Below are 13433 nucleotides of genomic sequence, written 5' to 3'. Positions count from 1 at the left end.
GGATGCGCCCATCCCCTTTGCCACATACGCTGTATGCGATTTCACAACAATTTTATTCCAATGCCTCTTCCAGCACTGATTTCAGTGTTTCAGCTGATTTGTGTAATGCCTTGATTTCATCTTCAGATAGTGAAATGGGAATCTTTGATAGAAATCCTTCTGCACCTACAATACTTGGCATAGACAGAACTACATCCTTGATTCCGTATTCTCCATCCATCATTGTTGAAATTGGAAGTATCGAACGTTCATCTCTGATTATAGCTTCACATATTCTCTTTACCGACATTGCTATTCCATAATAAGTAGCACCCTTCCTTTGAATAATTTCATAGGCGCTGTTTTTTACTTTCTCCGCAATTTCTGACGTAGCTCCTTCATGGTCATGATGCCCTCTCATCTCGCAGAAATCATGGAGTGGAATACCTGACACGTTGGCACTTGACCAAGCGGCAATCTCACTGTCTCCATGTTCTCCAACAATAAACGCATGAACACTTCGACTATCTACTTCCAGATGCTCCCCGAGACGTTCTTTTAGTCTTGCTGTATCCAGAACCGTTCCTGATCCAATCACACGATTCGGTGCATATCCTTGCCCTCCTTATTGTTCAAAATGCTCTTTTGCAAACTGCATATCCTGTACTACTTCAACCGTTCCAAGATAATTGCCTTTCTTATCTCTTACTGCCATATATGTTACAAGGAATGGTTTTCCATTCTTCTCCATCCAAACTGGAACTCTGTCACGCTTATTATTTCTAAAATCATCTAAAATTGCTCGCACCATCGGTTCTATCTTAGGTGGATGGCAAGAAAATACTTCCCTGTCAATCGCCATCTGAGGGCGTTTGAACACCTTTGGTCCTTCGTTGAAGAAGCGATTGATATTATTATCATCCACAAATGTAATCTCGATAGGCAATGTATTGAGAAGTGCTTCCAGCTGTGGAACTGTCATATGACCACCACCTAATATGATTTCTCCATCGCTTAGAGCCGCCTCTGTTCTTGCTTTTTTATCAGCACTATATTTTTCTGCCTCATCCCAGATCATTTCTACTCCAAACACAGGTGCATAGTCCTTAGCATCCTCGTAAATGCCATACCACTCTTCCCTGCTGAAATTCACTGCGCAGATAGGGTATAAAATATTATTTTCTTTATAGATCATCTCATCTGCTCGTTTGAGAACTGTCTGAAGTCGGTTCATCCATTCTTCATCATAATCTGATATTTTATCAAGTGCAGCTAGCTCATCACGAATTTCATCATCCACTGTCCACATCACATCCGAAGGTCCTGAGATCTCATAGCGTACCTTTAATACCGGATAGACAAGATCTCCTTTTTCTGCATAATGAATAGAAATCTGTCGAAGCTCAGATAGCTTCTCTCCTACATCATTCCCAGACTCAATATCTCCTTGAATTTCATGAATCAATGCGGCTATCTTCTCGTTTTCAAGAGCCCATCGATACATCGGATGTCCAACAGTTTCTCTAAGAGTCTTTGCTGCAGCATGCTTCTGATTGTATGCATCCGGCATCAGTTTCTTAGATGTCTCCTCTTTCTTAAGTGACTCTTCTACTGCTTTTTCTGCATTTGCAATCTTTTCTTCCTTTGTTGCACCGTGAAATAAGGCACTGTGAACATCGCACAATTTCTGCACTTCTGTGATTGGTGTGCCTTCCTTAATTAGCTCCTGCTCAGCTTTCATAATTTCAGATGCCTCTACCTCTGAAAAATTCTCTACGAAGTCTTTGCGCACACTCTCTAAGTCTTCGCCTTCTCCAAGTCGCTTTAAATAGCTCTTTATCTTTTCTCTTGTATTTTCCTGAAAAGCCCCATCTTCACTGCTGGTCTCGTCTCCTGCATTATTCTTTCCAAGTGCAAAGATATTTGGCATCTTCCCAATAAGTTCAAACCCATTACTCATAAGTGCCGGCACAACCTTCATCATGGATATGTTTCTCATCTTAGCTCCCTTTGGAATTGTTGTGATGCGTCCCACAGAGTTAAGCATTGCAGGCTTTGTAATCTCTGAAAATCCTAAATCCTTTAAAACATCTACAAGCTCAGGATATTCCTGAACCAATTCAAATACTGGTTTGTTTAAGTCTAATTTCTTTGCCATATAAACATCCACACCTTTCTATCTTTCCTTGTTACAAAATAAAATAACCTAAATTCCCTAAAATAATCTGTTGCTCCAGCAACATTTCTCAATGTCTCTGTTGTGTGTCCAGCACCTCCGACAATAATATTTTTCTTTGCCACTTCGTTCTGAATGGCTTCAGCAAGAATATCACCACCGGCTATAATGTTTCCTCCAAATAAAACCATTACATCAGCCTGATTGATTCCAATTTTTTTCTAATACATTTTGTGTAAATTCTTCTATATCACGCTTGCCACAAAATTCTCCCAAAATATTAATTGCTTTTGCTTTTTACATAACTCACCTCATAAAATTCCGATTTCTCAGTTTTAAAACTCAAAGTGTCCAATCTATAGGGTACATTTTATACTATCCTTTGTTAATAACGCTTTTACTTCCCACATATGTCAGCAGGAAATAACTTCCATACACTAACACAATAAATACCGATGTTGCAAAGATCGTGGATGCTACATTCATATCTCCAAACACCTCGATAACTTCCCGGCTTGCCACCGTCAAGCCAACAACTGAATGAATCACTGCCAGTAAAAGCGGAAACAGAAAATAGCTAAGAATTTGGATGAATAGTGCGCGATTCAGTTCACGTCGTTCTACACCCAGTTTTTTTAGGAGATTGTATCGTTCTACATTATCAGTAGCTTCGGATAGCTGCTGAATAGCAAGAATTGCTGCACAAGCTATCATAAATACAATACCAAGGTAAATTGCCAGAAATGCTATGATTGCCTTTGTAGTAACTGAAGATTCATATACCTGCTGCTTACTCACGTAATGCACAAAGGCACATTCTCTTTCGCTCTTTTCCTGATAATTATCCAACAATGCACCAAATTCTTTTGCTGCGTCTTCACTCACACACTGTACATTCCATATCATTGTATCGACATTCATATTTTTCATCCATGCATCTGCGACTACAAATATGATTTGACCCATGCCACTATTTGACATGATAAATTCTTCAGCTTCATTCACCAGAGAAAGCACGTTTCCGTCAAGAGTTAGATTGATATTTTTATCATGAAATTGTTTTGCAAGTTCACGAACAGTGTCTTTATCATATAAGATTCTATAGTTATTTTCTGATAAATCAACCGCCTCCATGCCTTGCAATTTGCGCAAACCATTATAATCTGACAGGCTTACAAACATCATTGGTAAATCTCCAAATCTATAAGCAGCCAATGTTTCTGGTATTTGAACGTCATACTCCTTGTAATATACCTTTCCCTCTGCCATGATCCCTTCCACACATTCATAGCTGTCTGCAATCAGGCTGCTATCCTTGATTTCAGAGGGCAGTCGGCTTAAAATCGTATCCGTTTCACCATTATTATAGTCTATGACACTATATTCATATGGTATTTCCGTGCGCAGCTGCGTTGACAAAATGTTCTGCATACTATACCCGGTGGAAAAAATTCCGATGACCAGCAGCAGGACAATGCAAACAACAGAAAGCGATACAAAACTTTACCATAAAAATTAAAAATTGTTTTTAGGGGGGGTTGTCTTTTCCAGATTTTTCTGCTATTATCCAAAAGGACTATCTCTATACGAGATTCCCCACTTCTATAAGTGGTCAATCATTGACAAAATTTGAAAGTTAAATGGAGGTGAGTTTTCATGGACAGTTGCATAGGTCGAAGTAAGATATGCGGTGAACAGAAGTATACAGTCAGAATGCGGCTATTTGGAAAGCTCAGCCCCAGACCCATAAGCAAACTATGAGAAACACGCTCCGCGAGTTTCTCAAGTTATCGCGGCAGTCGCCAAGGTCTCGTGCAAGCACGAACTTTGGCTCGTTGCTCGCGTAAATCTTAATACAATAGTTGTGCCTGCAAAGCAGACACAACATATTCGTATGGAATTTGCCTCTGCTTTGCAGACATGGGGCCTTTGGGCAACCTCTTTTCTATACGCATCCTATATTTTCGTGCGTTCTTTTGTACATCGCATCCAACAGTCTATGCTATTAAACTGAAACGTGAAGCGATGTATTTTTTATGCCCTTTTTTGGGGTGACAAGGAGGACGACATGAAAAAAAGAATGTTTTACAAGAAAGATTATGTAAAAGAACTGTTAAAGATTATCCGCACGGAAACAGATACCACCAAATTGCCGAAGCTGCTTTCCGATTACCATGAGAAAGATATTGCTGAAGCGATCACCTTGCTGAGTGAAAACGAAAGAAAGCAACTCTATCCTGTCCTCGGCGCACAGAAAGTAGCTGAAATCTTTTCTTATCTGGATGATTCTGAAAAATATATTGAAGAACTTCCGATTGAAAAGGCTGCCAAAGTGGTTTCTTACATGGATGCCGATGATGCACTGGACATTCTGGATGATCTGACCGAACACAAAAAACAGGAACTTGTCAGCCATCTGGATGAAGATACCCGAAAGGACGTCCGCAGACTGCTTTCCTATGATGATGACGAAATCGGAAGCTGTATGACCAACAACTTCATCTGTATTTCCGACAAATTATCCATCCGTGAAGCCATGAGCGCTCTCGTTCGCCAGGCTGGTGAACATGACAATATTTCCACCATTTACGTTGTGGATAAGGATGAGAAATTTGTAGGTGCCATTGATCTGAAGGATTTAATCATTGCCCGCGAAAATGATGCCCTGTCCGACATTATCAGTCGTTCCTATCCTTATGTCTGCGAACACGAGAAAATCAACGACTGCATTGACAAGATTGCCGATTACGAAGAAGACTCTCTTCCTGTTCTGACCAAAGAGGGCCGTATCGCCGGCATCCTGACCGCAACGGACATTGTGGAACTCGTTGACGATGCCATGGGCGATGATTATGCAAAGCTCGGTGGTCTGACATCTGAAGAAGACTTAAATGAAACGACCATCATCAGCATGAAGAAAAGACTGCCCTGGCTGATCATCCTGTTATTTCTGGGCATGGGTGTATCCTCGGTTGTGGGTATCTTCGAATCCGTTGTTGCCGTTCTGCCGATTGTTATCTGTTTCCAATCACTGGTTCTTGATATGGCAGGCAATGTCGGCACACAGTCCCTGGCTGTTACTATCCGTGTTCTGATGGATGAAAACCTGAACACAAGAAAGAAACTCTACCTTCTCGGCAAGGAAATGAGAATCGGTTTCTTCAATGGCATCAGCCTTGGCCTGATGGCTCTGGTATTTCTCGGTGTCTACATCCACTTTTTCAAGAAATACGCATGGCTTTCCGCTTTCCTGATCTCAGGCTGTGTCGGCCTCTCACTGGTTGTGGCCATGGTCGTTTCCAGCATGATCGGCACCATTGTGCCAATGTTTTTCCACAAAATCCACGTGGACCCGGCGGTTGCATCCGGCCCGCTGATTACAACTGTCAATGATCTGGTAGCTGTCGTTACATACTATGGACTGGCAATGGTATTCCTGATTGATGTTTTCCATATTTGACAAAAGTCTCCTTATGGTTTATATTAGTTCATAAATAGATATTTCAAATTTGAACTAATTATTCTATAAGGAGGCTTTTTGTGAAATTAGGTATTGAATTTCCAAGGAAACTGTCTCTGGCCTATGAAAGCATGTGCAAACCGCTCTGCCATGAACTGAAACTGCCCCAGACAGCTTTTGATATTCTTATGTTTCTGGCCAATAACCCTGAATTCAAAACAGCCAGAGATATTGTCGAAGTCCGAAAGCTTAAAGCGAATCTTGTCTCTGTCAACATTGATAAGCTTGTAAATGAAGGTTATCTGGTCCGAAAGAATGTAGAAGGTGACCGACGTAAAGTCCAGCTTCTCTGTACCGATAAGGCACAGCCTATCATCAGCAGAGGCCAGCAGCTGCAGGAACACTTTGTTGAACAGCTTTTTGCAGATATCGACGATACCACACGCCAAACCATATTCCAGGGCATGCAGCAAATGGAACTCAATCTGAATCTTATTCTGGAGGACAACTAGTTATGCATTTACTTTTTACGATTATTGTTACTTTTTTTGCCGGCATGGGAGCCGGTCTGGGAACAGGTTTTGCCGGTATGAGTGCTGCCGCCGTCATCAGTCCGATCCTCATCACCTTTCTCGGTATTGACCCCTATACGGCCGTAGGCATTGCATTATCATCCGATGTACTGGCCAGCGCCGTTTCTGCTTATACTTACGGCAAGAACAAGAATCTGGATATCAAAAACGGCCTGATCATGATGGTTACTGTCCTGATCTTCACTGTTGTGGGCAGCTATATATCCAGCCTGGTTCCATCCGCAACCATGGGCAATTTCTCCGTCTTTATGACTTTCCTGTTGGGTATCAAATTCATTGTGAGACCGGTTATGACTACCAAGGAAGCGATGCAGGGCGTATCCGCTAAGAAACGTGCCATGCAGTCTGTTATCTGCGGTATCATTATCGGATTTATATGCGGCTTTATCGGTGCCGGCGGCGGTATGATGATGCTTCTGATCCTGACTTCTGTTCTGGGATACGAACTCAAAACAGCCGTTGGAACAAGCGTCTTTATCATGACCTTCACCGCATTTACCGGAGCAGTCTCTCATTTTGCCATCGGCGGCCTGCCGGATCCTGCTGTCTGGATCCTGTGCATCATCTTCACTCTGATCTGGGCCAGAATTGCTGCGGTATTGGCCAACAAAGCCACACCAAAGACATTGAACCGTGCAACCGGTGTAATCCTTGTTGTTCTCGGTGTCGTTGTTATGGCGTTCTCATTTTTATCGTAAATAACAAAATAAAACACACTCTGTGAATTCCGGCTCATAATTCACAAAATTTGAAGCACTCATTGCGTAAATGAGTGCTTCATTTGTTTTACGGCATTAACATTTTCTTTCGCCGATTATCTGTTTTTAACCGAGAATTTTCACCGAATCATTTTTCTTGTTCTCTCAAAACAATTCCTTTACAGTCGGATAAATCTTTCTGAAATACTGATAGCGTTCTTCGTATTTCCTGGTCAGCTCAGGTTCCGGTGTCACTGTGTCCACCACCTTGACAATCTTTGCTGCTGCAGTCTCCACATCCGGATATTCTCCGCATCCCACAGCCGCCAGCATAGCACCTCCGAGTGCCGGGCCTTCTTCATTCTCAAGAACATCCACCTTCAGATTCATTACATTGGCAATGATCTGACGCCACAGAGAGCTCTTCGCACCGCCGCCGCAGATTTTCGTTCTCTCAGGGCTGATACCGAGACTTCTGGCTACCTCCAGAGAATCTCTCAGACCAAAAGCAACTCCTTCCAGCACTGCCTGGGTCATTTCTTCTTTTTTTGTATCCATAGACATGCCGATGAACATGGCTCTTGCGTCCGGATTATTGTGGGGTGAACGCTCACCCATCAGATACGGAAGGAAATAGACATGATTTTCGCCCAGCTTCGTAATTCCCGTCTGCTCCGCGCTATAATCTTTGGTTTTCAGAATTTCTTCATTCCACCATTTATTGCAGGATGCCGCACTGAGCATGCAGCCCATCAGGTGATAATGACCATCTGCATGGGCAAAGGAATGCAGCGCATTGTATTCATCCACACCAAAATGCCCACTGGAAATGAAAATTGTTCCGGAAGTCCCAAGCGAAATATTGCATTTGCCTTCTCCCACCGTACCTGTTCCCACTGCCGCTGCTGCATTATCGCCGGCACCGGCAATAATTTTTACATTTTCAGAAAAGCCCAGTTCCTCTGCGATTTCCTTTTTCAGTGTACCCACCACTTCATAGCTCTCATAAAGCTTTGGCAGCATTTCTCCTGTAATACCGCAGATATCAAGCATTTTCTTCGACCAGCAGCGATGCTTCACATCCATCAGAAGCATACCGGATGCATCGGACACATCTGTACAGAAAATACCGGATAACCGATAAGCCAGATAATCCTTCGGCAGCATGATTTTTACAATCTTCGCAAAATTCTCCGGCTCATGCTTTCGCATCCACAAAATCTTCGGTGCCGTAAAACCGGCAAAAGCAATGTTGGCCGTGTAAGCAGACAACTTATCCTTGCCGATCACTGTATTCAGGAACTCTGTTTCTTCACCGGTTCTGCCGTCATTCCACAGAATCGCCGGACGAATCACCTGATCATCGGCATCTAACGCAACCAGACCATGCATCTGTCCTCCGAAACTGATACCAGCCACCTGAGACTTGTCACACTCAGCCGTTAGTTCCTTCAGCCCATCCATCGCCTGGGTAAACCAATCCTCCGGATGCTGCTCAGACCACCCCGGCTGCGGAAAAAACAGCGGATACTCTCTGGACACAACCTTCTTAATATCGCCAGACGCATCCATCATTAGCAGCTTTACCGCGGAAGTTCCCAGGTCGACTCCTATATATAACAAACTACTTCCTCCTATCTTTCCCTCTGAGAATCCTTTAATTAATTTTCCTATAAATACAACTAATTCGATATATTTTATCACATTTTAATGAAAGTATTAAAAATGCGAAACTCAATTATACTCCTGAACAGTTGTGAAAAATTAAAAGATTCAAAAGCAGGTGCTTCCAGCACGGCCAGTCCTTAGGCGGTGTCCTTTACCGCCTTATATACTGCTGCCAGTGCTGGGCAGTGTAAACGTGCCTGCTTTGAACTTTTAATTTTTCACAATGCCCTAGACATATGAAGTTTCGCATTCTTGTATTTTTATTAGCCCCAAGGGTTTTCAGTTGGATAGCGTACTCCTGCCGGCTGATTATAACCAATCTCCTCTACCGGCACGCCGATATACTTAAATACCTCAAACAGTGCCTTGCCGTAATGACCGAATGCTACTGCGCCATGATGCGGAAATCCTTTCTCAATCAGAACATGACGATAGAATCTGCCCATTTCAGGAATGGCAAAGACGCCGATGGAACCAAAGGAACGTGTTGCCACAGGAAGAACTTCACCCTGGGCCACATAAGCGCGAAGCTTATTGTCTGCTGTACTCTGCAGACGGTAAAATGTGATGTCACCCGGTTTGATATCTCCTTCAAGGGTACCCTGTGTCACTTCCTCAGGCAGTGTTCTTGCCATAATCTTCTGGTACTTCATCTCGCAGAAGGACAGTTTGCTGGAAGCTGTATTGCCGCAATGGAAGCCCATGAATGTATCTTTCTGAGTATAGTTATATTTACCCTTTATATCGCTGTTGTACATATCAGACGGTACAGAATTGTTGATATCCAGCAGTGTAACAGCATCCTGGCTGACAACCGTTCCAATGAACTCACTGAGTGTACCGTAAATATCCACCTCGCAGGATACCGGAATGCCCTGCGCTGTCAGACGGCTGTTCACATAACATGGTACAAAACCGAACTGTGTCTGGAATGCCGGCCAGCATTTGCCTGTCAATGTTACATACTTGCGATAACCACGATGCTCTTCGATCCAGTCTTTTAATGTCAGTTCATACTGAGCCAGCTTAACAAGGATTTCAGGCTTCTTGTTACCTGTGCCGAGTTCTTCTTCCATCTCTTTCACAATGGCAGGAATTCTCTCATCACCGGCATGTTTGTTAAAAGCTTCAAACAGATCAAGCTCTGAATTCTCTTCAATTTCAACCCCCAGATTGTAAAGCTGTTTGATCGGGGCATTACATGCGAGGAAATTCATTGGTCTTGGTCCAAAGCTGATGATCTTCAGATTCTGGAGTCCGATGACCGCTCTTGCGATCGGCATAAATTCATGGATCATATCGGCACATTTCTCAGCATCACCCACAGGATACTCAGGAATATAGGCCTTGATATTGCGCAGCTGCAGATTGTAACTGGCATTTAACATACCACAGTATGCATCACCTCTGCCATCCAACAGGTTGTCTCCGCTCTCTTCTGCAGCGGCAATAAACATCTTCGGTCCGTCAAAATGCTTTGCAAGCAGTGTCTCTGAAATCTCAGGACCAAAGTTACCGAGATAAACACAAAGGGCGTTGCATCCCGCTTTTTTGATATCTTCCAGTGCCTGCACCATATGGATCTCGCTCTCCACGATACAGACAGGACATTCATAGATTCCCTCTGTCCCATACTTCTCTGTATAAGCCTTCATCAGATTCTGTCTTCTGCTGACAGAAAGACTTTCAGGGAAACAATCACGGCTGACAGCCACAACACCTAACTTCACTTCCGGCATATTGCTCATAATAAAACTCCTCCATTTCATGTTATAAAAATTGTGCCATATAAACTGGCAGACATATAATATCCTGGTCCTTACACAAATCTTTGGTATAGACAAGATATTTCCACAAAATTCTATCTGAATATTTTTGCGAAAATGCATCCAGTGATTTGTGTGTTTTGTAACCAGATGACTTTATTTCTATCGGGCAAAGCTTATTTTTCCTGGCAAGCAAAAAATCTATTTCATAATTATGTTTGGAAATAGGATTCGCAAACGTATAATAAAATAATTCGTTGCCATTCGCCGCCAAAATTTGTGCGACAACATTTTCATACAAATAACCCAGATTTGTACTCAACTTGTCATTTAAAAGTTTTTCATAGATGATATTTTCCGTGAAATCTTTATCTTTAAACATAAGTGTAACAAATAACCCTGTATCACACAAAAACATTTTAAATTTTGTCAGATCCTTGTTATTTGCCATACCGGCGTTTGGATCATTTGTATGATAGGAAATCAAAACCGTTTTTGAATCTTTCAATTCAGCTATGAGTTCCAACATTTTGTCCGACCATCCGCTGTCCAAAACACTTGAAATCTGATAGCGGGATGCATTTTTATTCAGCTGTGCCGGAATGGCATCAAATAAAACAGATAATCTTCCGGTCGCATCTATCTTTTTAAAATCATCCTCATACAAACTAAGAATATCCCGCTTCACGGCGTCCACTTTTCGAAAATTATTCGTTTTGATATATTCATCAACAGCCTGCGGCATTCCTCCCACCAGCATATATAATCTGAAGTCTCTAAGTAATTTTCGATTCATCTTCTCACCAAGTGCCTGTCCCGCTTCAAACAGCTTTTTAACCAGAGAAGTACTTACCGTGTCACCTATTGCCCACAAAAACTCCTCATAATCCATCGGATACATGCTTATTTTTCTTTCTTCACTGGGAATAAGAATATCCTGCACATTTTTCTTAATAGAAATTAATGACCCGGTTTCAATATAATCATACCGATGATCTTTAACCAACGATTTAATGGCCTGCCTTGCTAATGGGCATAACTGCACTTCATCGAAAATAATCAACGATTTTCTTTCATGCAGATCAACTTTATATTGCAGCTGAAGCTGTAAAAAAATATAATTCAAATCAGATATATCTTCAAAAAGCTCCCTAACCGTTCTTGAAGCTGTTGAAAAATCAATTAAAATATAGCTTTCATATTCATTCTTTGCAAAATTTTCTACAACTGTGGACTTTCCAATTCGTCTGGCGCCCTCCACTAAAAGCGCGGTTCTTCCATCAGACTCCTTTTTCCACTCTACTAGTTTTTCATAAATTTTGCGTTTGAACATACTGTTTTCCTCCTTTATTGAAAAATCCGCATTTTATTTTTCGCTAATATATATTAAATCCGCATTTTATTTTTTCGCAAAATACCGTAAAATCGCATTTTCTTTTCTTTAATATTATAGTAAAATCGCATTTTCTTCAAGAGGAGTTTATAAAGAAAGCCGACAGTTACACATGAACTGACGGCTCTCCGCATAACATAAATTTTTTATTCGCCAAATACAGCCTTGTAATCTGCCTGGAATTTAGCAATACCCTGATCTGTCAGCGGATGATGTGTCATCTGCTCGATTACCTTGTAAGGAACTGTTGCGATATGCGCACCTGCCAGTGCACAATCTGTTACGTGCATTGGATGTCTGATAGATGCAGCGATGATCTCTGTTTCGAGGCCATAGTTGTCAAAAATTGTTACGATATCTTCGATCAGGCTGATACCTGCTGTGCTGATATCATCCAGTCTGCCGAGGAATGGGGATACATATGTAGCACCTGCTCTTGCAGCCAGTAAAGCCTGGTTAGCTGTGAAGATCAGTGTGACGTTTGTCTTGATGCCTTCTGCAGACAGAACCTTAACAGCCTTTAAACCTTCAACTGTCATAGGAATCTTAACAACCATGTTTGGATGGATAGCTGCGATTTCACGGCCCTCTTTGATCATGCCTTCTGCATCAACAGTTGTAGCCTTTACTTCGCCGCTGATCGGTCCATCAACGATCGTTGTGATCTCTTTGATGACTTCCTTGAAATCTCTGCCTTCTTTGGCGATCAGGGATGGGTTCGTTGTAACGCCGCAGATAACGCCCATGTCATTTGCTTTTCTGATATCTTCTACATTCGCTGTGTCAATGAAAAATTTCATAATTTTACCTCCTGGGGCCTTTCGCCCTTAATTATATGATAATTTGTAACTGTTCAGAGCCAAGCATAATTTCAAAAAACAGGTATAAAATGCTTGCATTTTTAAGTTACGATAATTGCTACCTCGTTTAACGGAAATCTATTTACCCGGCTGACCATAGTACGCATTGGCACCATGTTTTCTGAAATAATGCTTATCCTGAAGTTCCTGCGGTGCAGGCTGAACCTTCGGATTGATCAGCTCACATCGGGCTGCCATCTTGGCAACTTCTTCCAGAACAACGGCATTGTGTACAGCCTCATGGGCATCCTTGCCCCATGTGAACGGTCCGTGATTCTTGCAGAGAACGGCAGGTGTTGCAATATAATCCAAACCCGGACGTTCAAATTCATCTGCGATCAGGACACCTGTATTCTTCTCATAGGCATCATTGATCTCTTTCTCTGTAAGGTTTCTCACACAAGGTACCTCGCCGTACAGATAATCGGCATGGGTTGTCCCGTAACATGGAATACCACGGCCGGCCTGTGCCCAGCTTGTGGCCCATGGTGAATGAGTATGTACGATACCGCCGATCTTCGGAAAACGGTTATATAAGACAACATGTGTCTCTGTATCAGAAGACGGATTGTAATCGCCCTCTACTTTATTGCCATTCAGATCTACAACAACCATATCTTCCGGTCTCAGTTTGTCATAATCCACACCGCTCGGCTTGATGACAAAAAGGCCCTTCTCGCGGTCAATCCCGCTGACATTGCCCCATGTAAAAGTCACAAGCTGATACTTCGGAAGCAGCATATTGGCTTCGTAGACTTCTTTCTTTAATTCTTCAAGCATTCGACTAACACCCTCTTTTCTGCCATAAAGGCTTTTTAGACTTCCCGCATCAACATTCCC

General features: G+C 42.3%; 11 protein-coding genes and 1 pseudogene. 3 read left to right on the top strand and 9 right to left on the bottom strand.

What is annotated here, in order from left to right; all coding sequences use genetic code 11:
• Positions 1-52: 52 nt before the first annotated feature.
• The 4 genes and pseudogenes from HED67_RS02385 to HED67_RS02370 form a co-directional block, all read right to left on the bottom strand.
• Positions 53-595: pseudogene (locus HED67_RS02385) on the bottom strand (Rossmann-fold NAD(P)-binding domain-containing protein); the annotation flags it as partial.
• A 9-nt stretch (positions 596-604) separates the two neighbouring features.
• On the bottom strand, positions 605-2137 hold the full coding sequence (locus tag HED67_RS02380; RefSeq protein ID WP_004613245.1) for a DUF438 domain-containing protein: 1533 nt from the start codon (positions 2135-2137) through the stop codon (positions 605-607).
• A complete protein-coding gene (locus HED67_RS17340; protein ID WP_015514923.1) occupies positions 2122-2346 on the bottom strand; it encodes a hypothetical protein in 225 nt (74 codons plus the stop codon). Before HED67_RS17340 ends, HED67_RS02380 begins: the two co-directional genes overlap by 16 nt.
• 184 nt (positions 2347-2530) lie before the next feature.
• Positions 2531-3574 (bottom strand): hypothetical protein, encoded by a 1044-nt coding sequence (locus HED67_RS02370; protein WP_221717408.1) that lies wholly within the window; start codon positions 3572-3574, stop codon positions 2531-2533.
• Positions 3575-4223: 649 nt separating this feature from the next.
• Here HED67_RS02370 and mgtE point away from each other — a divergent pair.
• The 3 genes from mgtE to HED67_RS02355 all read left to right on the top strand — a co-directional run bounded on the left by mgtE (position 4224) and on the right by HED67_RS02355 (position 6906).
• Positions 4224-5615 (top strand): magnesium transporter, encoded by a 1392-nt coding sequence (gene mgtE, locus HED67_RS02365; RefSeq protein ID WP_221717407.1) that lies wholly within the window; start codon positions 4224-4226, stop codon positions 5613-5615.
• A gap of 80 nt (positions 5616-5695) precedes the next feature.
• Entirely contained in the window at positions 5696-6127 is a 432-nt protein-coding gene (locus tag HED67_RS02360) for a MarR family winged helix-turn-helix transcriptional regulator (RefSeq protein WP_242993916.1), read from the top strand.
• 2 nt (positions 6128-6129) lie between these two features.
• Positions 6130-6906, top strand: a complete 777-nt coding sequence (locus tag HED67_RS02355) for a sulfite exporter TauE/SafE family protein (RefSeq protein WP_221717406.1) — start codon at positions 6130-6132, stop codon at positions 6904-6906.
• 165 nt (positions 6907-7071) lie between these two features.
• On the opposite strand, the gene xylB is transcribed toward HED67_RS02355, so the two are convergent.
• The 5 genes from xylB to HED67_RS02330 all read right to left on the bottom strand — a co-directional run bounded on the left by xylB (position 7072) and on the right by HED67_RS02330 (position 13373).
• Positions 7072-8529 (bottom strand): xylulokinase, encoded by a 1458-nt coding sequence (gene xylB / locus HED67_RS02350; protein ID WP_221717405.1) that lies wholly within the window; start codon positions 8527-8529, stop codon positions 7072-7074.
• 308 nt (positions 8530-8837) lie between these two features.
• Entirely contained in the window at positions 8838-10322 is a 1485-nt protein-coding gene (locus HED67_RS02345) for an L-fucose/L-arabinose isomerase family protein (RefSeq protein ID WP_221717404.1), read from the bottom strand.
• A gap of 22 nt (positions 10323-10344) precedes the next feature.
• A complete protein-coding gene (locus HED67_RS02340) occupies positions 10345-11673 on the bottom strand; it encodes an ATP-binding protein (RefSeq protein WP_221717403.1) in 1329 nt (442 codons plus the stop codon).
• 206 nt (positions 11674-11879) lie between these two features.
• Positions 11880-12533 carry a fructose-6-phosphate aldolase gene (fsa, locus tag HED67_RS02335; protein ID WP_117540523.1) on the bottom strand — a complete coding sequence of 218 codons (654 nt, stop codon included), beginning with the start codon at positions 12531-12533 and terminating at the stop codon, positions 11880-11882.
• Between the two features lie 138 nt (positions 12534-12671).
• The gene (locus HED67_RS02330) at positions 12672-13373 is read right to left on the bottom strand and encodes an L-ribulose-5-phosphate 4-epimerase (protein ID WP_221717402.1); all 702 of its coding nucleotides are present in this window, start codon (positions 13371-13373) and stop codon (positions 12672-12674) included.
• Positions 13374-13433: the final 60 nt, after the last annotated feature.

Source organism: Pseudocoprococcus catus (assembly GCF_019734885.1).
Lineage (GTDB): Bacteria > Bacillota > Clostridia > Lachnospirales > Lachnospiraceae > Coprococcus_A > Coprococcus_A catus.
Note: the sequence above shows the minus strand (reverse complement) of the source record. Positions and strands in the feature narration are given on the sequence as shown.